This is a genomic window from Streptomyces sp. NBC_01716 (assembly GCF_036248275.1).
In the GTDB taxonomy this organism is placed as follows: Bacteria; Actinomycetota; Actinomycetes; order Streptomycetales; family Streptomycetaceae; genus Streptomyces.
This window is the reverse complement of sequence record NZ_CP109181.1, coordinates 3,136,965-3,161,903: the sequence shown is the minus strand read 5'-3', so window position 1 is coordinate 3,161,903 and position 24,939 is coordinate 3,136,965. Positions and strand designations below refer to the sequence as shown.

Here is a 24,939-nt window from a genome sequence, read left to right as displayed (position 1 = left end):
GCCCTACGCGCGTAGATGATCGAGCGTACGGTCCTCGGATCGTTGTGCTGTCGTTTCCCGCGAACATGCGGGTCAGCGGCCTGCCACGGCGGTGCGGGACGCCTCCGTGCGGGTGGGGTGCCGGTTCAGCACGCCCGCTTTCGCAGTTCCATCACATAGTCGTGCGGCGCCCCGGCCGACTCCGCCGCCTCGGCCAGCTCGCCGAGATAGCGCGCGGAGGGCAGCCCGCCCTCGTACCCGTTCAGGACGTACAACCACGCCGGCTCCTTGCCGTCCAGCGTGTCCACGGCCACCCGCATCCGCCGGTATATGTCGAGACCGACACCCTCCCAGCGGTCCATCGAGTCCTCGTCCATCGGCGCGATGTCGTAGAGCGCCACGAAGACCTGGGAACGCGGCGCCTCCACGAGAGTGACCAGCGCGCCCTCCCAGCCCATCTGCTCCCCGCCGAAGGTGAGCCGCCAGCCGTTGAGCCAGCCGGTGCCGCGCAGCGGGGAGTGCGGGGCGCGGCGGGACATCAGCCGCGCGTCGAGGTTGCCGGCGTACGCGGCGTAGAGCGACATGGGGACGAGGGTACGGGAGGGACACGCGTGCCCGGTGAACCCCGTGGGCGTGACCGTTCGCGGTTCGCCCGGGCGCGCGCGGCTCGTTCACGGCGCACGGGGAGGGACCCGGGGCGAAGCGACTTGAAGAGTGCGGGACAATGGCATACGTACTGCATCCTCCGGGGACCCCCCGGACTCCCGGCCGGGACGGCAGACGGGTCGGGTCGACAACGCGAGGCGGATTTTTTCGTGACCCGGATCGTGATCATCGGCGGCGGACCCGGCGGATACGAGGCGGCCCTGGTGGCCGCGCAGCTCGGCGCCGAGGTGAGCGTCGTGGACTGCGACGGCCTCGGAGGAGCCTCGGTGCTCACCGACTGCGTACCGTCCAAGACCCTCATCGCGACGGCCGAGGTGATGACAACCTTCGACTCCTCCTACGAGGAGCTGGGCATCATCGTCGCCGACGACACCCCGCCCCTCGAACAGGCCGCCCGCGTCGTCGGCGTGGACCTCGGCAAGGTCAACCGACGGGTCAAGCGCCTCGCGCTCGCCCAGTCGCACGACATCACCGCCTCCGTCACCCGCGCCGGGGCCCGCGTGCTGCGCGGCCGGGGCCGGCTCGACGGACGGCAGGCCACCGACGGCTCCCGCCAGGTGATCGTGACCTCGGCCGACGGCTCGGAGGAGTCGCTGACCGCCGACGCCGTGCTGATCGCGACCGGCGCGCACCCGCGCGAGATCCCCGACGCGCTCCCCGACGGCAAGCGCATCCTCAACTGGACGCAGGTGTACGACCTCACGGAGCTCCCCGAAGAGCTGATCGTGGTCGGATCCGGTGTCACCGGCGCCGAGTTCGCCGGCGCCTACCAGGCGCTCGGCTCGCGCGTCACGCTCGTGTCCTCCCGCGACCGCGTGCTGCCCGGCGAGGACCCGGACGCCGCCGCCGTACTGGAAGACGTCTTCCGGCGCCGCGGCATGAACGTGATGTCGCGCTCCCGGGCCTCCTCCGCCAAGCGCGTCGGCGAACGCGTAGAGGTGACGCTCGCCGACGGCCGCGTCATCTCCGGCACGCACTGCCTGATGGCGGTCGGCGCGATCCCGAACGCCGAGGGCATGGGCCTGGAGGAGGCCGGGGTCCGGGTCAAGGACTCGGGCCACATCTGGACCGACCGGGTGTCGCGCACGACCGCTCCCGGCGTCTACGCGGCGGGCGACGTCACCGGCATCTTCGCGCTCGCCTCGGTCGCCGCCATGCAGGGCCGTATCGCGATGTACCACTTCCTCGGCGACGCGGTCGCCCCGCTAGACCTCAAGACCGTCTCCTCCAACGTCTTCACCGACCCGGAGATCGCGACGGTCGGCTACAGCCAGGCGGACGTGGACAGCGGGAGGATCGACGCGCGGGTCGTGAAGCTGCCGCTGCTGCGCAACCCGCGCGCCAAGATGCAGGGCATCAGGGACGGATTCGTCAAGATCTTCTGCCGGCCGGGCACCGGGATCGTCGTCGGCGGTGTGGTCGTGGCGCCGCGCGCCAGTGAGCTGATTCACCCGATCTCGATCGCGGTCGACAACAATATGACCGTCGAACAGATCGCAAACGCATTCACTGTGTACCCCTCTCTGTCGGGTTCGATCGCGGAAGTCGCACGCCAGTTGCACAGCCGCAAGCAGGACGACGAGGGTTGACCCAGGTCAGGGGCGTACACCGGCGATCGGGGCGGCGCTCCCATACCACTTGGCACTGCCTCGTAGGTTGACCTTCCGTATTTCGGCGCGAACCGCTGAATACAGACGGTTGTTGGGGTTACTGTCAGTTTCGTGTTCGCTGCAGAACGTCGCCAGTTAATCCTTGAAATGGTGCGCGCCAACGGAGCCGTGTCGCTCCGTGAGCTCGCCCGCGTCGTCCAGACCTCCGAAGTGACCGTACGGCGGGACGTGCGGGCGCTGGAGGCCGAAGGACTCCTCGACCGCCGGCACGGCGGTGCGGTACTGCCGGGTGGATTCACGCGAGAATCCGGCTTTCCGCAAAAATCCCATCTCGCCACGGCGGAGAAGACGGCCATCGCCGATCTCGCCGCGAGCCTCGTCGAAGAAGGCGAAGCCGTGGTGGTCGGCGCCGGTACGACCACGCAGGAGCTGGCCCGCCGGCTCGCGCGGATCCCGGGACTGACCGTCGTCACCAACTCCCTGCTGGTCGCACAGGCGCTGGCCCATGCCAACAGGGTCGAAGTCGTCATGACCGGCGGCACGTTGCGCGGTTCCAACTACGCGCTGGTCGGCAGCGGTGCCGAACAGTCGCTCCAAGGGCTGCGGGTCTCCCGGGCGTTCCTGTCCGGGAGCGGGCTCACCGCCGAGCGTGGTCTGTCGACCTCCAACATGCTGTCGGCCAGCGTCGATCGCGCGCTGGTGCAGGCGGCGGCCGAGGTCGTGGTGCTCGCCGACCACACCAAGCTGGGCACCGACACGATGTTCCAGACGGTGCCCAGCGACGTGATCACCCGGCTGGTCACCGACGATCCGCCCGCGCACGACGACCGCGCGGCGACCGAACTCCAGGCCCTCGCCGACCAGGGCGTACAGATCACGGTGGCGGGTGCCACCGGATCGGGGTCGGGCGGTCCGGGGAACGGCGAAGCGGTCCCGCCGGGGCGCCAGCCCCGGCGGGACACCCCCCTGCCGGGCCAGCGCCGTACGCACGGAGGCGCCGGGCCGGGACCGCAGGTGCCGCGCAGGGCGGCGTCGGCGGGGGCGCTCGCGGAGCAGCCGGGAGCGCGGGCGCGAGTGGCGGACCTGCGCCGCCGCTGAAGGGGACGGCGGGCCGGAGGGGCCGCTTACGCGGTGTGTCCGGCGGCGCCGTTCTCGTGGGGCCCCTTCAGGCCGGTCAGCGTCAGCGTCAGCAGCCGGTCGGCCAACTCCGGGTCGTCCGGCGCCTGTTCGGCGGCGAGCGCGATCGCGTTCGTCAGCTGCATCAGGTCGTCGATGGACGTGTCCGTCCGCACGGCCCCGGTCACCTGCGCCCGTACGAGCAGCTGCTCGCCCGCCGTACGGAGCCCCGCGCTGCACTGCGTCAGGGCTGAACTCCTGTCGTGCGAGGCCGACATGAGCGCGCGGGAGAGGCCGCGGTACTCACCCGCGTGCGTGATCAGCGCGCGCAGCCAGGCCACCAGCGCATGGCAGGGCCGGTCGGAGTCGGCGAGTTCGCGCGAGCGGTCGAGCAGATCGGCGAGCGCTTCCTGGAAGACCGCGTTCATCAGGGCGTGGCGGGTCGGGAAGTGCCGGTACAGCGTGCCGATGCCGACCCCGGCGCGGCGGGCGACATCCTCCAGCGAGGCATCGGTGCCGTGTTCGGCGAACGCGGAACGCGCCTCGCCGAGCACCCGCTCGTAATTCCGCCGCGCGTCGGCGCGCATGGGCCGGGGCGGCGCGTCACTGGTGCTCGCCATCGCGGTCCTTCCTGTCGCTACGGGGCACGGGGCGGCCGTGTGAGGTGAGAGGCCCGTGCGGTCGCCGGGGCCTGTGCGCTCCCTGCGGTCTGTGTGGTCTCCAGGATGCCACTGCGGACCGGGTCTCTCGGGCTGAACGCCGGTTCAGCCGTCACTCCCCGGGGCGGCGCACAACGGCCCCGCCGGTTGTGCCCGGCGGGGCCGTTGGGACGAGCGAGGGTCAGTCCTTGATCTCGCAGATGGTGGCGCCGGAGGTGAGGGAGGCGCCGATCTCGGCGGTGAGGCCCTTGATGGTGCCGGAGCGGTGGGCGTTGAGGGGCTGTTCCATCTTCATGGCTTCGAGTACGACGACGAGGTCGCCCTCCTCGACCTGCTGGCCCTCTTCGACCGCGACCTTGACGATCGTGCCCTGCATGGGTGAGGCGAGGGTGTCGCCGGACGCCGCGGAGCCGGCCTTCTTCGTGGCGCGGCGCTTGGGGCGGGCGCCGGCGGCGAGGCCCGTCCGGGCCAGGCTCATGCCGAGGCTGGAGGGCAGCGAGACCTCCAGGCGCTTGCCCCCGACCTCCACGACGACCGTCTCGCGGCCGGGTTCGTCGTCGGTGTCGGTGTCGGCGGGGGTGGTGAAGGCGGGGATGGTGTTGACGAACTCGGTCTCGATCCAGCGGGTGTGGACCGTGAACGGGTCGGCGGTGAACGCCGGGTCGACCACGACCGCGCGGTGGAAGGGGATCGCGGTGGCCATGCCCTCGACCTGGAACTCACCCAGCGCACGCGCGGCGCGCTGGAGGGCCTGCTCCCGGGTGGCGCCGGTGATGACCAGCTTCGCGAGGAGGGAGTCCCAGGCGGGGCCGATGACGCTCCCCGTCTCCACTCCGGCGTCCAGGCGTACGCCGGGGCCGGTCGGGGGGCGGAAGAGGGTGACGGTGCCGGGCGCGGGCAGGAAGCCGCGGCCCGGGTCCTCGCCGTTGATACGGAACTCGATCGAGTGGCCGCGGACCGGCGGGTCGTCGTAGCCGAGCTTCTCGCCGTCGGCGATGCGGAACATCTCGCGTACGAGGTCGATGCCGGTGACCTCTTCGGTGACCGGGTGTTCCACCTGGAGACGGGTGTTGACCTCCAGGAAGGAGATCGTGCCGTCGGTCCCGACGAGGAACTCCACCGTGCCCGCGCCGATGTAGCCGGCTTCCTTCAGGATCGCCTTCGACGCCGTGTACAGCTGCTCGTTCTGCTCCTTCGACAGGAACGGGGCGGGGGCCTCCTCGACGAGCTTCTGGTGGCGGCGCTGCAGCGAGCAGTCGCGGGTGGAGACCACGACGACGTTGCCGTGCGCGTCGGCCAGGCACTGCGTTTCCACGTGCCGGGGTTTGTCGAGGTAGCGCTCGACGAAGCACTCGCCGCGCCCGAACGCCGCGACCGCCTCGCGCACCGCCGAGTCGTACAGCTCCGGTACTTCCTCCAGGGTGCGGGCGACCTTCAGGCCGCGCCCGCCGCCGCCGAACGCCGCCTTGATCGCGATCGGCAGCCCGTGCTCCTTGGCGAACGCCACCACCTCATCCGCACCCGCCACCGGGTCGGGGGTGCCCGCGACCAGCGGGGCGCCGGCGCGCTGCGCGATGTGCCGGGCGGCGACCTTGTCGCCCAGGTCGCGGATCGCCTGCGGCGGCGGGCCGATCCAGGTCAGCCCCGCGTCCAGCACCGCCTGCGCGAACTCCGCGTTCTCCGACAGGAACCCGTACCCAGGATGCACCGCGTCCGCACCCGAGTCCTTCGCCGCCTGAAGAACCTTCCCCACATCCAGATAACTCGCCGCCGGGGTGTCCCCACCCAGCGCGAACGCCTCATCGGCCGCCCGCACATGCGACGCATCCCGGTCCGGGTCCGCATACACAGCCACCGAGCCGATCCCGGCATCCCGGCACGCACGAGCAACACGGACAGCGATTTCGCCACGATTGGCGATGAGCACCTTGCGCACGATGGCTCCCTCCTGGAAACAAGCTGAGTTTAGGGACTGCCGACACGACTCATCGACCCGTCCCCAGTGGTGAGCTTGCCCACACGCAGTGTGATCCGAGGCCCGCTCAAGTCGCGAAATCCCTTGTGACGCAAGGGTACGCCGGGACTTTCAACCGAACAGTAATCGCCGTAAGTGGCCAAGGTCTCTGTCAGAGCGCCCCGGCGCGTCTCATTATTCTTTGTGGAGTTTCCACTAACGCCTACCGGATTCTTTGCCTCTGCCCAGGCCCTTGTCCGAAGGTTTACCGGTGAGTAGCCTTCCCGATGCCGTACGTACTTCGGGTAACAGGGGAAAAGGTGGACGCCATGGTGCGCAGACCGGTGGCCTGGGTGGCCGCGATCGTGCTGCTCGTGGAAGCTGTCGGCTTCGTTTTCGTCAACGGTCTGATGGCCACCGTTGTCGACAACCAGCAGATGTCACTCGCCGGACTCGACCCGGACGCCATGTCCACCGGCGCCTGGTCGGCGGGCGGCGCGCTCGGACTCTATCTGCTCGGGTGCGCGGTCCTGCTGGTGCACGCGGCGATAACGGACACGGGCTTCGGCCGGGTCGCGAAGCCGGTCCTGATCAGCTGCGCGGTCCTGCACGGGGCGCTCGGCGCGCTGGCGGTGGGCCTGGTGGGCTGGACGGCGTTCGTGTTCATGATGGTCGTGCTGGGGCTGATAGTGCTGACGCTCGTCGCGTACGGCGAGCAGCAGGAACCGGCCGCCAAAACCGCCGGGCCTGCCGGGCCTGCCGACGCCGCCCCGGTCGAGCCCGGCCCGTCGGCCGTCTGAACGCTCCCGGGACCGGGCGCGGGCGGCGCGGTCACGCCCAGAGATCGGTGATCGTGACGCCGTGCTCGGCCAGCAGCGCGCGCAGCAGCGGCATCGAGAGCCCGAGCACGTTCCCGTGGTTGCCGTCGATCGAGTCGACGAACGGCGCCGAGCGGCCGTCCAGCGTGAACGCCCCCGCCACGTACAGGGGTTCACCCGACGCGACGTACGCCGCGATCTCCGCGTCCGTCGGCTCCCCGAAGCGCACCGTGGTCGAGCCGGTCTCCGAGACGCTGCGACCGGTGACCGTGTCGATGACGCAGTGCCCGGTCCGCAGCACGCCCGACCGGCCGCGCATCGCCTTCCAACGGGCCGTGGCCTCCTCGGCGTCGGCGGGCTTGCCGTGCGCCTCGCCGTCCAGCTCCAGCACCGAGTCGCAGCCGACGACCAGTGCGCCCGCGGCCTCCGGCAGCGCGGCGACGGCGGCGGCTTTGGCCTCGGCAAGTACCCGCGCCAGGGCGGCGGGTGTGGCCGCGGACAGGGCGTCCTCGTCGACCCCGCTGACGATGACGTCGGGCGCGAGGCCGGCCTGCTTCAGCAGGCTGAGGCGGGCGGGAGACGCGGAGGCGAGGACGAGGCGGCGGCGCTGATCGGTCATGACCAGCAGGGTAGTCACCCGGGGGCCGTCTCCTGGAAGGGGCCGGGGCCGTCCCGGCGCACCCGGGGCGTCAGCGGACGCCGGAGACGATCATCGCCAGGACCATGGCCAGCGCGAGGACGACACCGGCGCGGCGCATCATCGCCTGCATGTCCCGCATTTCCTTGGGAGGTTCGTCCTCGGGGTCCGACCAGAGCATGCACCCGATCCTGCGCGCGCGGCGGCGGGAACGCCTGAGTACCCGTACTCAAGCGGCCCCGCCCGCGGCTAGGGTCTGTCGTTTGGATCTTGCCGGGCTCGCGGTCCCTGGCACGCACGCCCGCCGCGTTGTCGTCGGTCGCCAACTCCCCCGTAGCCCCCAAGGGGGCACGGGAGGTGCCCCCTCCGCGTTGACTCCCTCCTCCGCCTTGCGACCGCCCGCACCAGACCCCGCTCCCTCATCCGGCCTGATCCAAACGACAGACCCTAGGCCTAGCCCGGCCAGTACGTGCGTGCCCACGCCCGGGGCCCCGGGCGGCGGCTCTCGCGGCGTGCGACGCGGGCCGGGTCCGACCAGCCCGGCGGGGGCGGCGGGCCGGCCGGCCCGGACCCCTCCGCGGCCGCCGCGCGTGCCCGGACCACCGCGAGTGCGGCGGCCAGTTCCTCGGGGGTCGGGTTGCCTCGTACGACCTTGATCATTCCGGCCTCCTACAGAGGGATGTTGCCGTGCTTCTTCGGGGGCAGGCTCTCCCGCTTCGTACGCAACTGCCGCAGGCCCTTCACCAGATGGGCCCGCGTCTCGTGCGGCAGGATGATCGCGTCGACATAGCCGCGCTCGGCCGCGACGTACGGATTCAGCAGCGCGTCCTCGTACTCCGCGATCAGACCGGCCCGCGTCGCCTCCTGGTCCTCGGCGGCGGCGATCGTACGCCGGTGCAGGATGTTGACCGCGCCCTGCGCCCCCATCACCGCGATCTGCGCCGTCGGCCAGGCCAGATTGAGGTCGGCGCCCAGATGCTTGGAGCCCATGACGTCGTACGCGCCGCCGAACGCCTTCCGGGTGATCACCGTGATCAGCGGGACGGTCGCCTCGGCGTACGCGTAGATCAGCTTGGCGCCGCGCCGGATGATGCCGCCGTACTCCTGGTCGACACCCGGCAGGAAGCCCGGCACATCCACGAACGTGATGACCGGGATGTTGAACGCGTCGCAGGTGCGCACGAACCGCGCCGCCTTCTCCGAGGCGTTGATGTCCAGACAACCCGCGAACTGCATCGGCTGGTTGGCGACGATGCCGACCGGATAGCCCTCGACCCGTCCGTACCCGGTGATGATGTTCGGCGCGAACAGCGCCTGGGTCTCCAGGAATTCGGAGTCGTCCAGCACATGCTCGATGGCGGAGTGCATGTCGTACGGCTGGTTCGCCGAGTCCGGGATCAGCGCGTCCAGCTCCAGATCCTCGGCGGTGGGCGCCACTTCGGCCACCTCCGGGAAGGCGGGCGGCTCGGAGAGGTTGTTCGACGGCAGGTACGACAGGAGTGACTTCACGTACTCGACGGCGTCCTTCTCGTCACCCGCCATATGGTGCGCGACGCCGGACGTCGTGTTGTGCGTACGCGCTCCGCCCAGCTCCTCGAAGCCGACGTCCTCGCCGGTGACCGTCTTGATCACATCCGGTCCTGTGATGAACATGTGCGAGGTCTGGTCGACCATCACGGTGAAGTCGGTGATCGCGGGGGAGTAGACGGCGCCGCCCGCGCACGGCCCGACGATGAGGCTGATCTGCGGGACGACGCCCGACGCGTGCACGTTGCGGCGGAAGATCTCGGCGAACAGGCCGAGCGCGACCACGCCCTCCTGGATACGGGCGCCGCCGCCGTCGTTGATGCCGATGATCGGGCAGCCGGTCTTCAGCGCGAAGTCCATGACCTTGACGATCTTCTCGCCGTAGACCTCGCCGAGTGAACCGCCGAAGATCGTGAAGTCCTGCGAGTAGACGCAGACCGGGCGGCCGTCGACCGTGCCGTAACCGGTCACGACACCGTCTCCGTACGGACGGTTCTTCTCGATGCCGAAGTTGGTGGAGCGGTGCCGGGCGAACTCGTCCAGCTCGACGAACGACCCCTCATCCATAAGGAGGTCGATCCGTTCGCGGGCCGTGAGCTTGCCCTTGGCGTGCTGCTTCTCCACCGCCCGCGCGGAGCCCGCGTTCGTGGCCTCCTCGATACGGCGCTGGAGATCCGCGATCTTCCCCGCTGTGGTGTGGCTGTTCTCTGTTCCGCGGGCGGTTTCCGGCTCGGACATGGGGATGCGGCTCCCTGCGGCTCGGGGTGTGGCTACTGATCCGTAGCGTATCGGCGGCCCCGACGTTCGGCAGTGCGTCGTTGGCCACACCCGGTTGCCCCCGCGCCGGGCCCGCGAAGACCCACCGGACAAGACCTAGGCTGACGCGCATGACCGAGCACAATGCCGCGGGCAGCCGCTGGAGCGACCTCGAACGCCCGCCCCTCAACACCACCGCCCTGCGCCGGGGGCTGATCGTGCCGGGCCGTCTGTGGAGCTCGCTCGACGTCGTCACCACGATCGGATCCACCAACTCCGACCTCGCCGCCCGCGCGGACAGCCTCCCCGAAGGCGCGGTGCTCGTCGCCGAGGAACAGACCCGGGGGCGCGGGCGGCTGGACCGCGGCTGGTCGGCGCCCGCCCGCTCCGGACTGTTCCTCTCCGTACTACTGCGGCCGGGACCGGACGTACCCGTCGAGCGCTGGGGGTGGCTGCCGCTGCTCACCGGCGTCGCGGTCGCGACGGCCGTCGCGCGGACGGCGGGCGTGGACACGGCGCTGAAGTGGCCCAACGACCTGCTGGTGACGGTCGGCGGAAAGGAGGGCGACGAGAGTGCCAAGGAGGAGCGGAAGGCGGGCGGGATCCTCGCGGAGCGCGCGGGGGCCGACGCCGTGATCGTCGGCGTCGGCCTGAACGTCACCCTCACCGAGTCGGAGCTGCCCGTCCCCGGCGCCGGTTCGCTCGCGCTCGCCAACGCGGTCTCGGTCGACCGCGATCCGCTGCTGCGGGCGGTGCTGCGGGGCCTGGAGCGGTGGTACGGCGAGTGGCGGGACGCCGGCGGGGACCCGGCGGCATCGGGTCTCCAGGAGGCGTACGTGACGGGCTGCGCGACGCTCGGGCGGCCGGTGCGGGCGGAGCTGCCGGGCGAGCGGCAGGTGGTGGGCGACGCGGTCGCGATCGACGGTGACGGGCGGCTGGTGATCGCGACGGAGGGCGGCGGCCGGGAGACCGTGGGCGCCGGGGACGTGGTGCATCTGCGCGCCTCGTAGCCGCCGGGATCGCGGTGGCGGACGGAGGCGCTCCGGGGCCGGCCTGCCCGGCTGTCACGACTACCCGCAACGGCGACCCCGACAGCCCCGACCTGCCGTATCGTTGAGGCGACCCACGACAGATCGGCAGGGCAGTGCGCAGGGAACGGGCAGGAGGCGGCTGGTGACGGTCGACGACACGACCTCCGGTGGTGGGGACGAAAAGCCGCCGTCGGACTCCTCCGCACACCCCACCCCGCACCACGCCGTCGACCACACGGCCGAGCCCACCGACGACCCCCTCGCCATCCGGCTCGAACAGCTCATCATCGGCGCCGAGCGCCGCTACACCCCCTTCCAGGCCGCCCGCACCGCCGGTGTCTCGATGGACCTCGCCTCCCGCTTCTGGCGGGCCATGGGCTTCGCGGACATCGGGCAGGCACGGGCCCTCACCGAGGCCGACGTCCTCGCGCTGCGCCGCCTCGCCGGTCTGGTCGAGGCCGGGCTGCTGAGCGAGCCGATGGCGATCCAGGTCGCCCGGTCGACCGGGCAGACCACCGCCCGCCTGGCGGAGTGGCAGATCGACTCCTTCCTCGCGGGGCTCACGGAACCGCCCGAGCCCGGAATGACCCGGACCGAGGTCACGTACCCCCTGGTCGAGCTGTTGCTCCCGGAGCTGGAGGAGTTCCTGGTGTACGTGTGGCGGCGTCAGCTCGCCGCCGCCACCGGACGTGTCGTCCAGGCCGCCGACGACGAGGAGATGGTCGACCGCCGTCTCGCCGTCGGCTTCGCGGACCTCGTGGGGTTCACCCGGCTGACCCGCCGTCTTGAGGAGGAGGAGCTGGGCGAGCTGGTCGAGGCGTTCGAGACGACCTGCGCCGACCTGGTGGCCGCGCACGGCGGCCGGCTCATCAAGACGCTCGGCGACGAGGTCCTGTACGCCGCCGACGACGCGGGCACGGCCACGGAGATCGCGCTGCGGCTCATAGAGACCATGACGCACGACGACTCGATGCCGGCGCTGCGCGTGGGCATCGCGTTCGGCACCGTCACCACCCGGATGGGTGACGTCTTCGGCAATACGGTCAACCTCGCGAGCCGGCTCACCTCGATAGCTCCCAAGGACGCCGTCCTGGTCGACGGCGCGCTCGCGGAGGAGCTGATCCGGACGGGCGACACCCCCGCGTCCGAGGCCGAGGCGGCGGAGCACGCCGCCGAGGCCGAGAAGGCGGGCGAGGAGCCGCCCTCGTACCGCTTCGCCATACAGCCGATGTGGCAGCGGCCGGTGCGGGGCCTGGGCGTCGTGGAGCCGTGGCTCCTGACCCGGCGGCCCAAGCCCTAGGGTCTGTCTTTCGGATCTTGCCGGGCTCGCGGTCCCTGGCACGCACGCTCGCCGCGTTGTCGTCGGTCGCCAACGCTCCGCGTCGTCTCCCTCCTCCGCCTTGCGATCGCACGCACCAACGGGACATCAGCCGCTGCCGCAGCGGGCGCTCCCTGATCCGGCCTGATCCGAAAGACAGACCCTGGGCCTGCCCCCCCCGGCGTACGGGCCGCGGCCTATGATCCCGGTCAACGATCGTTGACCGGGAAGCGGGTGGGCGCGGTGGGCACAGAGGACGAGCGGCGGTACGGGGAGTTCGTCGCCGTACGCCGGCACGGTCATGTGGCCGAGCTGGTGCTCGACCGGCCCAAGGCCATGAACGCGGTCTCCACCGAGATGGCGCGTTCCATCGGCGCGGCCTGCGCGGCGCTCGGCGCCGACCGGGACGTACGCGTCACCGTCCTCACCTCCACCCACCCACGCGCCTTCTGCGTCGGAGCGGACCTCAAGGAACGGAACTCGCTGAGCGACGCCGAGCTGGTACGGCAGCGGCCGACCGCCCGCGCCGCGTACACCGGCGTCCTGGAACTCCCGATGCCCGCCATCGCAGCCGTCCACGGCTTCGCCCTCGGCGGCGGGTTCGAGCTGGCGCTCTCCTGCGACCTGATCGTCGCCGACCCGACGGCGGTCGTCGGGCTGCCCGAGGTGTCGGTGGGCGTCATCCCCGGCGGCGGTGGTACGCAACTGCTGCCGCGCCGCGTGGGAGCCGCCCGCGCGGCCGAACTGATCTTCACCGCACGGCGGTTGGAGGCCCCGGAGGCGCACGCGCTCGGCCTGGTCGACCAGCTGGCGGGGGAGGCGGCCGACCGCGACGAGGCGCTTGCGCTGGCCTCCCGTATCGCCGCGAACTCGCCGGTCGGGCTCCGGGCGGCGAAGCGGGCCCTGCGGCTCGGGCACGGGCTCGACCTGCGGGCGGGTCTGGAGGTCGAGGACGCGGCGTGGCGGTCGGTGGCCTTCTCCGGGGACCGTACGGAGGGTGTGGCCGCGTTCAACGAGAAGCGGAAGCCGGAGTGGCCCGGCGAGTAGGCGGTGTCTTGTCGATCTTGCCTGGCTCCCCGGACCTTGTGGACCCTGTGGACGGGTTGTGGACGGAGAGTGACGACGCCTCGCTCCGAGTGATCAAATCACCACAAAGCGCCCTAAGGTGGGGTGATGGGAGAGGACGTACGGCTTCGCGCCGTGGTGGAGCTCGCACAGGCCATGGCTTCGGCGCAGACCCCCCACGAGTCCTGGCGGGCCGCGGCGCTCGGCGCGCGTGACGCGCTGGCCGGCAGCTTCGCGGCGCTGTCCGTGTGGGAGCGGGACCTCGGGCAGCTCAAGGTCCTCGTGAACGCGGGGGACCTGGCCGAGGGGGAGGAGGAGTTCCCCGACGACGAGTCGTATCCCGTGCACCGGTTCCCCGAGATCGCGGAGTTCCTGCACGAGCGCTGGGCGGGCGGGGGTGAGCCCAACGCGTGGGTCGAGACGGTCGAAGGACCGGCCGCCACCGTCGCCGGCGGTGAGCCGGGCTACTGCCACCAACGGGTCGCCGCGCTCCGTAGACGCGGCCGGGGGTGCTGCGTCGTCGCGCCGATCGTGCTGCACGGGCGGGCGTGGGGCGAGCTGTACGTGGCGAGGCCGCTCGGGGCGCCGGTCTTCGAGCGCGCCGACGCGGCCTTCGCGACCGTCATCGCCTCCGTCGTGGCGTCGGGGATCGCGCAGACGGAACGGCTCGAAGAGGCCCGGCGGCTGGCCTTCACGGACCCGCTGACCGGGCTCGCGAACCGCCGCGCGGTGGACATGCGCCTGGACGAGGCGGTCGCGCTGCACCGGGAGGACGGGTCGGTCGTCAGCCTGGTCGTCTGCGACCTCAACGGGCTCAAGCGGGTCAACGACACCCATGGGCACGCGGTCGGTGACCGGCTGCTGGAACGGTTCGGATCGCTGCTCTCCCTCTGCGGGGCGCGGCTGCCGGGAGCGCTGGTGGCGCGGCTGGGGGGCGACGAGTTCTGTCTGCTGACGGTGGGGCCGGCGGCGGACGACGTGGTCGAGGTCGCCGATGAACTCTGCCACCGGGCCGCGGAGTTGGCGCTGGGGGAGGGGGTGGCGTGCGGGATCGCGTCGACGGGGGATCCGATCGGGCCGCTGAGGTCGGCGCGGCGGCTGTTCCGGCTGGCGGACGCGGCGCAGTACCGCGCGAAGGCGGCGCGGTCGGTGGGGCCGGTGGTGGCGGGGCGGGACGGGGGAGTGGTGCGACTGGCGGACGAGCCGCCGCCGGGGCCTCCGGTGGTGGGGGAGCGCCGGAGGTTCCGGGGGACGCGGGTTCCTCCCGGAGGGGGTGGGTGAACGGGGTTGCGGTTGTCGGCTGACGGGCGGGGGTCGGGGCCTCCGGGCATGACCCCGGAGCGGCACCCGGACACCGACCGCAACCCAGCTACCGCTGCTGCTCCCGCGAAGCGCGCTCCGCTAGTGACACGTTGAGTTTCAGTACGTACGCTCCTGAATATGAATATGCGCACAGTCGTCGTGGGGACCTCCGGCACCACCGCCGAAGACGTCGTCGCCGTCGCCCGCGGCAACGCCCCCGTCGAGCTCTCCGCCGACGCCATCGCCGCGCTCGCCGCCGCCCGCGAGATCGTCGACTCGCTCGCCGCGAAGCCCGAGCCCGTGTACGGCGTCTCCACCGGGTTCGGGGCCCTCGCCACCCGGCACATCGGCCCGGAGCTCCGCGGGCGGTTGCAGCGGAACATCGTGCGGTCGCACGCCGCCGGTATGGGCCCGCGGGTCGAGCGGGAGGTCGTGCGGGCGCTGATGTTCCTGCGGCTCAAGACCCTCGCGTCCGGTCGTACCGGCGTACGCCCCGAGGTCGCGCGGACCATCGCGGACGTGCTGAACGCGGGGATCACCCCCGTCGTGCACGAGTACGGCTCCCTCGGCTGCTCCGGCGACCTCGCGCCTCTCTCCCACTGTGCGCTGACGCTGATGGGCGAGGGTGACGCCGAGGGCCCGGACGGTGTGGTGCGGCCCGCCGCCGAGTTGCTCGCCGAGCACGGCATCGTGCCCGTTGAGCTGCGGGAGAAGGAGGGCCTCGCGCTCCTCAACGGCACCGACGGCATGCTCGGGATGCTGGTCATGGCCATCGCCGACCTCCAGCGGCTCTACACCTCCGCCGACATCACCGCCGCGCTGACCCTGGAGGCCCTGCTCGGTACGGACAAGGTCCTCGCCCCCGAGCTGCACGCCATCCGCCCGCACCCCGGCCAGGGCGTCAGCGCCGACAACATGCTGCGGGTGCTCGCCGGGTCCGGGCTGACCGGGCACTTCCAGCAGGACGCCGCGCCCCGGGTGCAGGACGCGTACTCGGTGCGCTGCGCCCCGCAGGTCGCCGGCGCGGGCCGGGACACCCTCGCGTACGCCCGGATCGTGGCCGAACGTGAGCTGGCGTCCGCCGTCGACAACCCGGTGGTGCTGCCCGACGGACGCGTCGAGTCCAACGGCAACTTCCACGGCGCCCCCGTCGCGTACGTCCTGGATTTCCTCGCGATCGTCGCCGCCGATCTCGGTTCCATCGCCGAGCGCCGCACGGACCGGCTGCTGGACAAGAACCGTTCGCACGGACTGCCCGCCTTCCTCGCGGACGACCCCGGTGTCGACTCGGGCCTGATGATCGCCCAGTACACGCAGGCCGCGCTGGTCAGCGAGATGAAGCGGCTGGCCGTCCCGGCGTCCGTGGACTCCATCCCGTCGTCGGCGATGCAGGAGGACCATGTGTCGATGGGCTGGTCGGCGGCCCGCAAGCTCCGCACGGCCGTCGATCATCTGACGCGGATCCTCGCCGTCGAGATGTACGCGGCGACCCGCGCGATCGAGCTGCGTACGGGCCTGGTGCCCGCGCCCGCGTCGCAGGCCGCGGTCGAGGCGGTGCGGGCGGCGGGGATCGAGGGTCCTGGGCCGGACCGGTTCCTGTCGCCGGATCTCGCGCTGGCCGACATGTTCCTGCGGGACGGCCGGCTGGTGGCCGCGGTTGAGCCGGTGACCGGTCCGCTCGCCTAGGGCGTGTTTGAGAAGTCCCGTCTGGCCCACGACGCCTGGCACGCGCGCTCGCTGCGTTGTCGGAGTCATCCAAGTACGTCCAGTACGAGGATGATCCTTCGCCTTGCGATCGCACGCACCAGACGCCGTGGGCCCCGCCCGATGGGCGGACGACGCTACTTCTCAAACACGCCCTAGGCAGAGATACGGAGGGGGCCGCCCGGCAGCCGGGCGGCCCCCTCCCGTCGCGTCAGAGCGCGGCGTGCTCGTGGGCGGTGGGGGCTGATCGCTGCTGGGGATTCCGCTCGTCCGTGGCGTTGGCCGAGGGGACGAACCACAGGGCGCAGAGCAGGATTCCGGCGGCTATGGCCGTCAGCAGCGGCCGGCGTACGACAGACACGTACACGTAATCGATCTCCCTTGGGAAAACGCCGAATTGACCGGGTGCGCCGATGCTAGTGAAAGCAGCGGGTCGCAGGAAAGTCGCCCGGGTCCCGAGGCCTACTCTCCGGTTATGAGCACTCCTGAGACATCCCGTTATGTCCGACTGCACGTGGAACTGGTGCTGGAGATCACTGATCCCCAGGAGCTGACGGAAGCGGCACTGACCCGGATCGCGACCGACGATTCGATGCCGGACGAAGAACGTACGCATGCCCGCCTGGCGGTGCGGGAAGACGAGGCGGAGGCGCTCGCGTACCTGGTGGAGCCCTCGGAACTGGTCGGCGAGGTGCCCGGACTGGAGCTGGTCCAGGGTTCGTGGAGCAGTGAGCAGATCGACCACGACCCCGGGACCGTGGAATGGGACATGGACGAGGAGGACCTCACGGAAGGCGATAATGAGGTCGTGGACACCGGGAATACCGGGCGCCCGGGCGGGTTGTAGCCCACGCGCGTGACACCCTTGGCCCCGGGACGCCGTCGCACGCGGACCGGGGCTTACAAGTGCGACGCGTGTGTACATCCCGGAATCCGAGTGGCGTTGCACACAACTTCGTCCGCGGTGGAACCGGACGAACCGGTATGGGTGTTCTTAACGGTCATAGGGCAGGGAAGCGGCGACGATGGAGAAGCGTGTGATGACGATCGGCAAGCGGCGCAAGGGCCTCGCGGCCGCGTCCGCACTGCTCGGCGGGGTGCTGGTGCTCTCGGCCTGCGGCGGTGGCGACGGTGGGGACGACTCCGGAGCCGAGCGTTCGAAGGATTCGCAGGCGCAGGTGGACGAGGCCGCGGCGAAGGACACGTCCAAGGCCCAGATAGCCATCTCGCCCAAGAACGGTGCCGACAACGCGAGCATCAACAACGCCGCGAAGGTCACGGTCACCAAGGGCACGCTCACGACGGTCGAGATGACCACCGCCGACGGGACCGCCGTGAAGGGCACGCTGGCCGCCGACGCGAAGAGCTGGAAGCCCGACGGCCAGCTGGAGCGCTCCACCTCGTACAAGATCACCGCCACGGCCAAGGACTCCGAGGGCCGCGAGGCCCACGAGAACTCGTCCTTCACCACTGTTTCGCCGGACAACAGCTTCATCGGCAACTTCACGCCCGAAGACGGCTCGACCGTCGGCGTCGGCATGCCGGTCTCGATCAACTTCGACAAGGGGATCACCGACAAGGCCGCCGTCCAGGGCGGGATCACCGTCACGTCGAGCAGCGGCCAGGAGGTCGTCGGCCACTGGTTCAACTCGCAGCGCCTGGACTTCCGCCCCGAGCAGTACTGGCAGGGCGGCTCGACTGTCACGCTGAAGCTGGCGCTCGACGGCGTCGAGGGCGCGGACGGGGTCTTCGGAGTCCAGCAGAAGACGGTCACCTTCAAGATCGGCCGTAACCAGGTCTCCACGGTCGACACCAAGGCCAAGACGATGACCATTCAGCAGGACGGCAAGACGATCAAGACGATCCCGATCTCCGCCGGCTCCCCGGACAACCCGACGTACAACGGTCAGATGGTGATCTCCGAGAAGTTCAAGGAGACCCGGATGAACGGCGCGACGGTCGGCTTCACCGACGACGACGGCAAGGGCGAGTACGACATCAAGGACGTGCCGCACGCGATGCGGCTGTCCACATCGGGCACCTTCATCCACGGCAACTACTGGGGCGACGACTCGATCTTCGGCTCGTCCAACACCAGCCACGGCTGTGTCGGTCTGAACGACGCCAAGGGCGCGAACGACCCCAACCAGCCGGCTGCCTGGTTCTACGACAACTCGATCGTCGGTGACGTGGTCGTCGTCAAGAACTCCCCGGACAAGACCATCCAGCCCGACAACGGCCTCAACGGCTGGAACCTGAACTGGGCGGACTGGCAGGCCGGCGCCGCCGCCTGACCCTTCGTCACCTGTCGCCACGGCGGCGGCACCCCGACCGGGTGCCGCCGCCGTGGCGCGTTGTCGGGGCTCACGGGAACTGGTGGCACCCCAGAGGCAACCAACGGCGCGGAAAACGGGTCTCACTGTCCGGAAAGCACGTACAACTCGGGGGCGCAGGCCGGGTTGTGCGCGTAAGTTCGGATCATGCTGATGACTCTGGGGACCCCGCCTTCGGAGGCGGAGACAGACGCCTGGCATGACGTGATCTCGGCTGCCCATCTCCAGGACGTGCCCGCGTCCGTACCGGAGCCCAGCCGCACCGAGACCGCCGGAAGGCTGCGTGTGCGGCCGCCGAACGCCCGCATGCTCCATCTGGTGTGGGCCGCTCCCGACGGTTCCTACGACGGCGTGGCCGCGCTGCTCCTCTACACCGAGGAGAGCAAGCGGCACACGGCCTTCCTTGACGCCCTGGTGGTCCGTCCCCGGGCCCGGCGGCGGGGTGTCGGCGCACAGCTGTGGAGCGCCATAAGGGCCGAACTGGCCGCCGACAGGCGCAGTTCGGTCTCCACCATGCTCGAACTGGGCGGCGCCGGCGAGGCGTTCGTCGACGGCCTCGGCTTCGGCAAGGCGCTGCCGCTGGCCTGGTACGTGCAGCGGGTCCGGGAGGCGGACGCCCGGCTGCCGCAGGCCCAACTCCCCGACGGCTACCGCTTCGAGGACTGGGACGGCATCGTCCCGGACGCGCTCGCCGACGAGTTCGCGCGGGCGCACGACGTGATGCGGGGCGCGCCCGGCGGCGGCGTGGACGAGCAGCGGCCGCGATGGGACGTGGAGCGCGTACGGGGCGCCGCGCGGCTCGTGGACGACCGGGGCGGCATCATCCTCACCTCGGTGGTGCTCGCGGAGGCGGACGGCGCGGGCGACGGCGTGGACCGGGTCGCCGCGTACTCCGGACTCGTCCTGCGCGACCCGTCGCACACCCGGGCGCTCCAGTACGACACGGTGGTCGTCCCGGAGCACCGCGGGCGCGGACTGGGCCGGGCGGTCAAACGCCGTCTGCTGGGCACGCTCGCCGAACGCCACCCGGGCGTACGGGAGATCAGCACCACCGTCGCCGACGACAACGGTCCGATGCTGGCGGTGAACGCGGCGCTCGGTTACCGGCGCGAGCGGCCGGCCGCGATCTTCCAGGCCAAGCTCTAAAGCGTGTTTTAGAAGTAGCGTCGTCCGCCCATCGGGCGGGGCCTGCGGCGTCTGGTGCGTGCGATCGCAAGGCGGAGGATCAGCCTCGTACTGGACGTACTTGGATGACTCCGACAACGCAGCGAGCGCGCGTGCCGGGCGTCGTGGGCCAGACGGGACTTCTCAAACACGCCCTAGGCCCGTGGCCTGGCTAGGGCACCACCTGCCCGGCTGCCAACTTCAGGCGTGTGCCCGCGAATTCGTCGCGGAAGCGGCGGTCGTGCGAGACCACGACCACCGCGCCCTCGTAGCTGACGAGCGCCTGTTCCAGCTCCTCCACGAGGCTCAGCGCCACATGGTTCGTCGGCTCGTCCAGGATCAGCAGGTCGGCCGGCCGGGTCAGCAGCCTCGCCAGTTCGAGCCGGCGCCGCTGGCCCACGGAGAGCCCGGCCACGGGGACGGACAAGTCCTCCTCGCGGAAGAGCCCGAGGGCCAGCAGCCCGTCCCTGTGCTCCTCGGGCAGGCCCCTCCTGCCCGCCGCGAACGCCCCCAGCAGCGAGAGCCGCGACCCCGTGGTGGCGGGTGCCAACTCCTGTGCCAGATAGCCGACTTCGGCCGTACGGCGCACCGTGCCCGCGTCCGGCGTGAGATCCCCGGCCAGCACCCGCAGCAGCGTGGTCTTGCCCGCGCCGTTGGGCCCGTCGACCAACAGCCGGGCCCCCGCCTTCACCTGGAGCGAGTCCAGCCGCAGCCGGTCCCCGACCACGATGCCGGTCAGCTCCACCAGACACGCCGCCCCGGCCCCGGTGGTGACCGGGGTGGCCGCGAAGGTGAGCGGCTCCGGCGGGGCGGGCACTGGCTCACGCTCCAGCCGCTCAAGGCGTACCCGCGCCGCCCTGACCTGCCCCGACAGCTTCGCCTCGTGCGAGCGGCGGTGCTTGCCGAAGCCCTGCCTGGGGTCCTTCCCGGTCGACGCGAGCCGCTGTCCGGCGGCGCTGACCAGTTCCTTTGTACGGGCCAGCTCCTCCAGCCACTCCTGATGGTCCTGCTCCCAGCGGCGGCGGGCGGCGGCCTTGGCCGTGCGGTAGCCGGTCCAGCCGTCGCCGTACCGGGTCACGGCACGGGTGTCCCGGTCGACCTCCAGGATCGTCGTCGCGATGCTCTCCAGGAACGCGCGGTCGTGGGTGACGGCGACCACCGTGCCGCGGTGCGCCCGCAGTCGCTCTTCCAGATAGGTGGTGGCCCGGAGATCGAGATGGTTGGTCGGCTCGTCCAGCAGCAGCAGTTCGGGGGTCGCCGCGAGGACGCAGGCCAGCGCCACCCGGGACTGCTCACCGCCGGAGAGCGACCCGAGCGGGCGCTCCCGGCCGATGTGGGCGAGCCCGAGTCCGTGCAGGGTGGCGTCGACGCGGGCGTCGGCCTCGTAGCCGCCGCGCTCCTCGTAGGTGGTCAACAGATCGCCGTACGCGGTCAGTTCGGCTTCCGTCGCGGCGGCGAGCGCGGTCTCCGCCGCGCGGATACGGCGTTCGAGCTCCCGCAGGTCGGCGAGAGCGGCGTCCACGGCGGCCTGGACGGTACTGCGGGGATCGAGCCCGAGGGTCTGGGCGAGATACCCGACCCCGCCGGGGAAGAGGACGGTGACCTCCCCGCCGTCCACCGCCTCGGCCCCGGCCAGCAGCCGGAGGAGGGTGGACTTCCCGGAGCCGTTCTCCCCGATGACACCGGCCTTCTCGCCGGGCCGTACGGAGAGCGACACCTGATCGAGGACGGTCCGGTCGCCGTACGACTTGGAGACGTCCTTCATCGACAACTGGGCGCGTTCGCGCATGCTTCTTCCCTGAAAGTGACATGCCCTCTACGGGGCTGGGGTGATGTCGTACGGGCAGCTGGGGACGCCGGCGGATCCGGAGGATCTACGCCGGGACGTCCGCGCCCGGAATCAGCGGAAGTAGTAGTACGAGTACGAACCCATGCGGGCCACCGTACCGAAGGGTGTGGGAGGGCGCCCCCCGATTTTTCTGGACGAGGACCTAGGGCCTGATCCAAACGACAGGCCCTAGAGCTTCGCGGCCAGCTCGAAGGCGTGCGCCGACACCCACGTGTACGCCGCCCGCACGTCGTCCACCACGCCCCTCTCGCGCAGCGCCGTCATCGCCGGATCGCCGCGGTCCGCGGCCTCGTCGATGCCGCGCCAGGCGAGGTCCTGCCACCAGAGGATCGTGCGGACGATGCCGTCCCGGTCGTCCAGGCCGTACGCGTCGCAGACCAGGGTGATCCGGCGCGCGGCGTCGCCGACGTCCGGCACGCGCGGGCCGAGGTCGAGATACCGCCAGCAGAGCTGGGCGACGTCGTGGATACGTTCGCCGGGGGCGGCGAGGTCCCAGTGGAGGAGGGCCACCGGCAGCGGCTCGGCGCCCTCCGCCGCGGCCGCGTAGACGGTGTTGCTGGGCGACAGGTCGTTGTGGCACACGACCTCGCGTCCGCCGGCGAGCGGCGATCCGGCCGTCAGATCGTGGAACTCCCGCACGAGCTCGGAGACCCGCGCCAGCCGCGCGTCGGAGACGGGCAGATCCACCTGCCCCTCGATGTGCTCGAACACCTTGCGCCCCTGCTCGTCCAGCCCCCGGAACCGCGGCGCGCCGCCCCAGCCCCGCTGCTCGAAGAACCCGAGCAACTCACGTGTGTACGCGGCATGTTGTGTGTCACCGACACGTACGACCTGATTGATGAACCCACCGGGCAGAGGAGTCTCGTCCATACCCCCACGATGCCAGGCCCCGCTGGACGGAGACGAACCAGCGGGCACCGGTCAGACGCCCTTGCTGATACGGGTGCGTGCCTCCGTGCCGCGCAGGGCCGTCGTGCGGGTCGTCGTGAAGAACGCGGCCGGGTCCCGACGGGTGTGCCACGGAAGGGCGTTCACCTGGCCGTCGACCTGCCGGAAGGCCTCCAGGGCCTCCTCGTGCCTGGACTGCCGGGTCAGGAAGTACGCCAGCAGGTGCCGCACCTCAGGGAGCCGGGGGTGGTCCGGGGGCGCCGCCGCCGCGTCCGCCAGGGCCGCGTCGACCAGGGCCGTCAGCCGCGGCGACACGTAGTCGCGGGGCGTCGCCGTCGCGTCGTGGTGGTCGTACCAGGCGATCAGCGGAAAGGCCGTCATCAGCGCGCCCGGCGGCGCGTCAGCCGTCGCCTGGGCCGCGAACTCCCCGGCCAGCTCCGCCGAGCCGTGCCACCGCTCGCTCCAGTACTGGATCGCCGCCTCGTGCGCCCCGTACAGCGGCGCCGACGTGGGGTGCGGGGTGCGGGCCGTGATCTCCGCCCACAGCTCGCGCATCTGCTCGGGGCCGTAGCCGACGCCCAGCGCCGTACGGATCTCGATGATGTACGGCGTCGGGTCCTCCGGGCCCAGCGCCGCCGCGCGGGTGGTGTCCGCGCGGGCGTCCGGCAGCAGTTCGTGGAAGGCGTCCGCCTGCTCGGGCGTGGTGTGCCTGGCGTACGGCGAGCCCCGCAGCAGCCACGCGCGCGAGACTGTCGCCGACGCCTGAACCAGCTCCGCGTCCACGTCGGGGGAGCCGTCGGAGCGCGCGGCGCGCCAGGCCCGCAGCCACGAGTCGTCGCGCGCCGCCGCCTCACCCAGCACCCGGACGTACAACGCCCGCCGCTCCCAGTCCCGGTCCTTGCCCGTGTCGCCCAACAGCCCGGCCACCGCCTCCCACCGCCCCGCCCGCGCCTCGGTCAGGGCGTGCTCCAGGGCGGCGTCGGGTCCCGCCAGTTCGGTGTTCTGCCGGTCCCTGGGCAGCAGCCCCAGCTCCGCTTCCGTACCGACGAGAGAGGACACGCTCCGGCGGGCCTTCAGCCAGAACCAGACGCCGAACGCGAAGAGGACGAAGGGCAGGACGCGTGCCATCGGATGGCCCCCAGAGTTACGGAGAACAGGTGAAGAGATGATGTGGGGGATCTGCGGAGTATGCACCACCGCAGGTCAGCGCGGCAATGGCGCCTCGAACCCAGGGCCTGGGGCAGGCAGCCCCGGAGGCCCTCACCGCGGCAGCGTCGCCGGGTTGCCGCCGTTGGCCTCGTAGCCCGCCACCGCCAGCGCCCGGTACAGCGTGTACATCCCCGCCGGGTCCTCGCTGTGGGTCCACGGCATCGCGCCGACGTGGCCGTCCACCTGGACGAACTGGTTCATCGCCTCGGACCACCGCTCCGCCCGCACCAGGAAAACGATCAGCAGGTGCCGTACGTGCGCGAGCATTGGGTCGTCGGGGCGCGCCGCGTGCACCGCGAACAGGGCACCCTCCATCGCCGTCGACACCACCGCGCTGCGGTAGAAGTCCCGCACCAGCGCGACCTCCGGCAGATGCTCGTACACCGCGAACAGCGGCAGCGCGGCCAGCAGCGAGCCCTGCGGGGCCCGCGCCGCCGACGCCGTCGCGAACCGGTCGGCGTCCTCGCGTGAGCCGTGCCACTTCTCGCACCAGTAGTGCAGGGCCGCGAGATGCGCGCCCATGTGGTCGGGCGCGCGGTCGATGACCTTCGCCCACAGCTGGTCGAACACCTCGTGCGGATAGCCGAGCCCACGGGCCACGGCCAGCTCCACTATGTACGGCACGGGGTCGCCGGGCGACAGCAGCGCCGCGTCGCCGCAGACCGAGCGGGCCTCCTCCAGGATGATCCGGAAGTCGTCCGTCCCCACCGCCGACGAACGCCACGCCTGCTGCACCAGGAACTCCGCGTGCACCTGCGCGCCGCCCGCGTCCTTCGGCGACTCCGCGCGCCAGGCCCGTAGCCACGCCCCGCCGACGCCCGGCTTCCGCTGGAGCTCCAGCGACGCGGCGCCCGCGAAGGCCTGCACGCGCTGCCAGCGCACCTCGCCCTCCTTGGCGGTCCCGGCGAGCAGCTGCGCCGCCGCCCGCCAGTCCTGGGTGCGCTGCACGATGTCCAGCACCTCCAGAAGGTCCTGGTCCGGCCCGGGGAGCCGGACGTCGAGCTCCTCCTGACGGACGAATTCGTAGTCGGCCGGGTCGGCGGCGTCGGGCGAACCGGGCTCGACCTGGCGGATGCCACCGCCCCGGCGACGCATGACCGGCGCCACGACGGCCGCGACCATGCCCACCGCGATCAGGAACCAGAGAATCTCCATGCACCCCATTGTCCCGGACGCCGGGCGCGCTCTCCGTCGGCCCTCGGGCCTGTCGTTCGGATCTTGCCGGGCTCGCGGCCCCTGGCACGCACGCCCGCCGCGTTGTCTCCCTCCTCCGCCTTGCGACCGTACGCACCAGACCCCGCTCCCTGATCCGGCCTGATCCAAAAGACAGGCCCCGGACCGCTACCCTCGGGGC

The 24,939-nt window shown here is 71.5% G+C and carries 23 protein-coding genes; 11 read left to right on the top strand and 12 right to left on the bottom strand.

All coding sequences use genetic code 11. The features are described 5' to 3' along the window. Nucleotides 1-125: 125 nt before the first annotated feature. Nucleotides 126-563 carry a gamma-glutamylcyclotransferase gene (locus OIE74_RS13615; RefSeq protein ID WP_329382556.1) on the bottom strand — a complete coding sequence of 146 codons (438 nt, stop codon included), beginning with the start codon at nucleotides 561-563 and terminating at the stop codon, nucleotides 126-128. A gap of 231 nt (nucleotides 564-794) precedes the next feature. Between OIE74_RS13615 and OIE74_RS13610 the strand changes: the two genes are divergently transcribed. Next, a complete protein-coding gene (locus OIE74_RS13610; RefSeq protein WP_329382553.1) occupies nucleotides 795-2,234 on the top strand; it encodes an NAD(P)H-quinone dehydrogenase in 1,440 nt (479 codons plus the stop codon). Between the two features lie 168 nt (nucleotides 2,235-2,402). After that, nucleotides 2,403-3,353 (top strand): DeoR/GlpR family DNA-binding transcription regulator, encoded by a 951-nt coding sequence (locus OIE74_RS13605; protein ID WP_443076104.1) that lies wholly within the window; start codon nucleotides 2,403-2,405, stop codon nucleotides 3,351-3,353. A gap of 26 nt (nucleotides 3,354-3,379) precedes the next feature. On the opposite strand, the gene OIE74_RS13600 is transcribed toward OIE74_RS13605, so the two are convergent. Beyond that, nucleotides 3,380-3,991, bottom strand: a complete 612-nt coding sequence (locus tag OIE74_RS13600; RefSeq protein WP_329382547.1) for a TetR/AcrR family transcriptional regulator — start codon at nucleotides 3,989-3,991, stop codon at nucleotides 3,380-3,382. Nucleotides 3,992-4,211: 220 nt separating this feature from the next. Beyond that, nucleotides 4,212-5,966, bottom strand: coding sequence for an acetyl/propionyl/methylcrotonyl-CoA carboxylase subunit alpha (locus tag OIE74_RS13595; protein WP_329382544.1), 1,755 nt, complete (start codon nucleotides 5,964-5,966; stop codon nucleotides 4,212-4,214). 347 nt (nucleotides 5,967-6,313) lie between these two features. On the opposite strand from OIE74_RS13595, the gene OIE74_RS13590 reads away from it, so the two are divergent. Further along, on the top strand, nucleotides 6,314-6,784 hold the full coding sequence (locus tag OIE74_RS13590) for a hypothetical protein (RefSeq protein WP_329382541.1): 471 nt from the start codon (nucleotides 6,314-6,316) through the stop codon (nucleotides 6,782-6,784). A 31-nt stretch (nucleotides 6,785-6,815) separates the two neighbouring features. On the opposite strand, the gene OIE74_RS13585 is transcribed toward OIE74_RS13590, so the two are convergent. From OIE74_RS13585 to OIE74_RS13570, 4 genes are all read right to left on the bottom strand, one after another. After that, nucleotides 6,816-7,421 (bottom strand): Maf family protein, encoded by a 606-nt coding sequence (locus OIE74_RS13585; protein WP_329382538.1) that lies wholly within the window; start codon nucleotides 7,419-7,421, stop codon nucleotides 6,816-6,818. Between the two features lie 70 nt (nucleotides 7,422-7,491). After that, entirely contained in the window at nucleotides 7,492-7,620 is a 129-nt protein-coding gene (mmpB, locus tag OIE74_RS13580) for a morphogenic membrane protein MmpB (RefSeq protein ID WP_329382535.1), read from the bottom strand. A 272-nt stretch (nucleotides 7,621-7,892) separates the two neighbouring features. Continuing rightward, a complete protein-coding gene (locus OIE74_RS13575; protein WP_329382533.1) occupies nucleotides 7,893-8,099 on the bottom strand; it encodes an acyl-CoA carboxylase epsilon subunit in 207 nt (68 codons plus the stop codon). Nucleotides 8,100-8,108: 9 nt separating this feature from the next. Further along, nucleotides 8,109-9,704 (bottom strand): acyl-CoA carboxylase subunit beta, encoded by a 1,596-nt coding sequence (locus OIE74_RS13570; RefSeq protein ID WP_329382531.1) that lies wholly within the window; start codon nucleotides 9,702-9,704, stop codon nucleotides 8,109-8,111. Nucleotides 9,705-9,853: 149 nt separating this feature from the next. On the opposite strand from OIE74_RS13570, the gene OIE74_RS13565 reads away from it, so the two are divergent. The 5 genes from OIE74_RS13565 to hutH all read left to right on the top strand — a co-directional run bounded on the left by OIE74_RS13565 (nucleotide 9,854) and on the right by hutH (nucleotide 16,124). Beyond that, entirely contained in the window at nucleotides 9,854-10,732 is an 879-nt protein-coding gene (locus OIE74_RS13565; RefSeq protein ID WP_329382529.1) for a biotin--[acetyl-CoA-carboxylase] ligase, read from the top strand. A gap of 163 nt (nucleotides 10,733-10,895) precedes the next feature. Further along, nucleotides 10,896-12,053 carry an adenylate/guanylate cyclase domain-containing protein gene (locus tag OIE74_RS13560; protein ID WP_329382526.1) on the top strand — a complete coding sequence of 386 codons (1,158 nt, stop codon included), beginning with the start codon at nucleotides 10,896-10,898 and terminating at the stop codon, nucleotides 12,051-12,053. Between the two features lie 261 nt (nucleotides 12,054-12,314). Continuing rightward, nucleotides 12,315-13,118 carry an enoyl-CoA hydratase/isomerase family protein gene (locus tag OIE74_RS13555; protein WP_329382523.1) on the top strand — a complete coding sequence of 268 codons (804 nt, stop codon included), beginning with the start codon at nucleotides 12,315-12,317 and terminating at the stop codon, nucleotides 13,116-13,118. 126 nt (nucleotides 13,119-13,244) lie between these two features. Continuing rightward, nucleotides 13,245-14,417 carry a GGDEF domain-containing protein gene (locus OIE74_RS13550; protein ID WP_329382520.1) on the top strand — a complete coding sequence of 391 codons (1,173 nt, stop codon included), beginning with the start codon at nucleotides 13,245-13,247 and terminating at the stop codon, nucleotides 14,415-14,417. 165 nt (nucleotides 14,418-14,582) lie between these two features. Beyond that, a complete protein-coding gene (hutH, locus tag OIE74_RS13545; protein WP_329392279.1) occupies nucleotides 14,583-16,124 on the top strand; it encodes a histidine ammonia-lyase in 1,542 nt (513 codons plus the stop codon). 229 nt (nucleotides 16,125-16,353) lie between these two features. Here the strand turns inward: hutH and OIE74_RS13540 are convergent, their stop codons facing one another. Beyond that, nucleotides 16,354-16,509, bottom strand: a complete 156-nt coding sequence (locus OIE74_RS13540) for a hypothetical protein (protein ID WP_329392591.1) — start codon at nucleotides 16,507-16,509, stop codon at nucleotides 16,354-16,356. 108 nt (nucleotides 16,510-16,617) lie between these two features. Between OIE74_RS13540 and OIE74_RS13535 the strand changes: the two genes are divergently transcribed. The 3 genes from OIE74_RS13535 to OIE74_RS13525 all read left to right on the top strand — a co-directional run bounded on the left by OIE74_RS13535 (nucleotide 16,618) and on the right by OIE74_RS13525 (nucleotide 19,621). Next, complete coding sequence (locus tag OIE74_RS13535) at nucleotides 16,618-16,989, top strand: hypothetical protein (RefSeq protein ID WP_329382517.1); 372 nt, start codon at nucleotides 16,618-16,620, stop codon at nucleotides 16,987-16,989. A gap of 178 nt (nucleotides 16,990-17,167) precedes the next feature. Further along, nucleotides 17,168-18,436, top strand: a complete 1,269-nt coding sequence (locus tag OIE74_RS13530; RefSeq protein ID WP_329382514.1) for a L,D-transpeptidase — start codon at nucleotides 17,168-17,170, stop codon at nucleotides 18,434-18,436. A gap of 186 nt (nucleotides 18,437-18,622) precedes the next feature. Beyond that, nucleotides 18,623-19,621, top strand: coding sequence for a GNAT family N-acetyltransferase (locus OIE74_RS13525; RefSeq protein ID WP_329382511.1), 999 nt, complete (start codon nucleotides 18,623-18,625; stop codon nucleotides 19,619-19,621). Between the two features lie 190 nt (nucleotides 19,622-19,811). Here the strand turns inward: OIE74_RS13525 and abc-f are convergent, their stop codons facing one another. The 4 genes from abc-f to OIE74_RS13505 all read right to left on the bottom strand — a co-directional run bounded on the left by abc-f (nucleotide 19,812) and on the right by OIE74_RS13505 (nucleotide 24,740). After that, on the bottom strand, nucleotides 19,812-21,428 hold the full coding sequence (gene abc-f / locus OIE74_RS13520) for a ribosomal protection-like ABC-F family protein (protein ID WP_329382508.1): 1,617 nt from the start codon (nucleotides 21,426-21,428) through the stop codon (nucleotides 19,812-19,814). A gap of 228 nt (nucleotides 21,429-21,656) precedes the next feature. Continuing rightward, the gene (locus OIE74_RS13515; protein WP_329382505.1) at nucleotides 21,657-22,358 is read right to left on the bottom strand and encodes a phosphotransferase; all 702 of its coding nucleotides are present in this window, start codon (nucleotides 22,356-22,358) and stop codon (nucleotides 21,657-21,659) included. Between the two features lie 51 nt (nucleotides 22,359-22,409). Further along, entirely contained in the window at nucleotides 22,410-23,504 is a 1,095-nt protein-coding gene (locus tag OIE74_RS13510; RefSeq protein ID WP_329382502.1) for a hypothetical protein, read from the bottom strand. Nucleotides 23,505-23,636: 132 nt separating this feature from the next. Then, nucleotides 23,637-24,740, bottom strand: coding sequence for a hypothetical protein (locus OIE74_RS13505; RefSeq protein WP_329382500.1), 1,104 nt, complete (start codon nucleotides 24,738-24,740; stop codon nucleotides 23,637-23,639). Between the last annotated feature and the right edge of the window lie 199 nt (nucleotides 24,741-24,939).

What these genes read in the sequence shown, in the direction of transcription:
- OIE74_RS13615 (WP_329382556.1), bottom strand. Translation starts at nt 563, where the DNA reads ATGTCGCTCTACGCCGCGTACGCCGGCAACCTCGACGCGCGGCTGATG.
- OIE74_RS13605 (WP_443076104.1), top strand. Translation starts at nt 2,403, where the DNA reads ATGGTGCGCGCCAACGGAGCCGTGTCGCTCCGTGAGCTCGCCCGCGTC.
- OIE74_RS13600 (WP_329382547.1), bottom strand. Translation starts at nt 3,991, where the DNA reads ATGGCGAGCACCAGTGACGCGCCGCCCCGGCCCATGCGCGCCGACGCG.
- OIE74_RS13590 (WP_329382541.1), top strand. Translation starts at nt 6,314, where the DNA reads ATGGTGCGCAGACCGGTGGCCTGGGTGGCCGCGATCGTGCTGCTCGTG.
- OIE74_RS13585 (WP_329382538.1), bottom strand. Translation starts at nt 7,421, where the DNA reads ATGACCGATCAGCGCCGCCGCCTCGTCCTCGCCTCCGCGTCTCCCGCC.
- mmpB (WP_329382535.1), bottom strand. Translation starts at nt 7,620, where the DNA reads ATGCTCTGGTCGGACCCCGAGGACGAACCTCCCAAGGAAATGCGGGAC.
- OIE74_RS13575 (WP_329382533.1), bottom strand. Translation starts at nt 8,099, where the DNA reads ATGATCAAGGTCGTACGAGGCAACCCGACCCCCGAGGAACTGGCCGCC.
- OIE74_RS13570 (WP_329382531.1), bottom strand. Translation starts at nt 9,704, where the DNA reads ATGTCCGAGCCGGAAACCGCCCGCGGAACAGAGAACAGCCACACCACA.
- OIE74_RS13565 (WP_329382529.1), top strand. Translation starts at nt 9,854, where the DNA reads ATGACCGAGCACAATGCCGCGGGCAGCCGCTGGAGCGACCTCGAACGC.
- OIE74_RS13550 (WP_329382520.1), top strand. Translation starts at nt 13,245, where the DNA reads ATGGGAGAGGACGTACGGCTTCGCGCCGTGGTGGAGCTCGCACAGGCC.
- hutH (WP_329392279.1), top strand. Translation starts at nt 14,583, where the DNA reads ATGCGCACAGTCGTCGTGGGGACCTCCGGCACCACCGCCGAAGACGTC.
- OIE74_RS13535 (WP_329382517.1), top strand. Translation starts at nt 16,618, where the DNA reads ATGAGCACTCCTGAGACATCCCGTTATGTCCGACTGCACGTGGAACTG.
- OIE74_RS13530 (WP_329382514.1), top strand. Translation starts at nt 17,168, where the DNA reads ATGGAGAAGCGTGTGATGACGATCGGCAAGCGGCGCAAGGGCCTCGCG.
- OIE74_RS13525 (WP_329382511.1), top strand. Translation starts at nt 18,623, where the DNA reads ATGCTGATGACTCTGGGGACCCCGCCTTCGGAGGCGGAGACAGACGCC.
- abc-f (WP_329382508.1), bottom strand. Translation starts at nt 21,428, where the DNA reads ATGCGCGAACGCGCCCAGTTGTCGATGAAGGACGTCTCCAAGTCGTAC.
- OIE74_RS13515 (WP_329382505.1), bottom strand. Translation starts at nt 22,358, where the DNA reads ATGGACGAGACTCCTCTGCCCGGTGGGTTCATCAATCAGGTCGTACGT.
- OIE74_RS13510 (WP_329382502.1), bottom strand. Translation starts at nt 23,504, where the DNA reads ATGGCACGCGTCCTGCCCTTCGTCCTCTTCGCGTTCGGCGTCTGGTTC.
- OIE74_RS13505 (WP_329382500.1), bottom strand. Translation starts at nt 24,740, where the DNA reads ATGGAGATTCTCTGGTTCCTGATCGCGGTGGGCATGGTCGCGGCCGTC.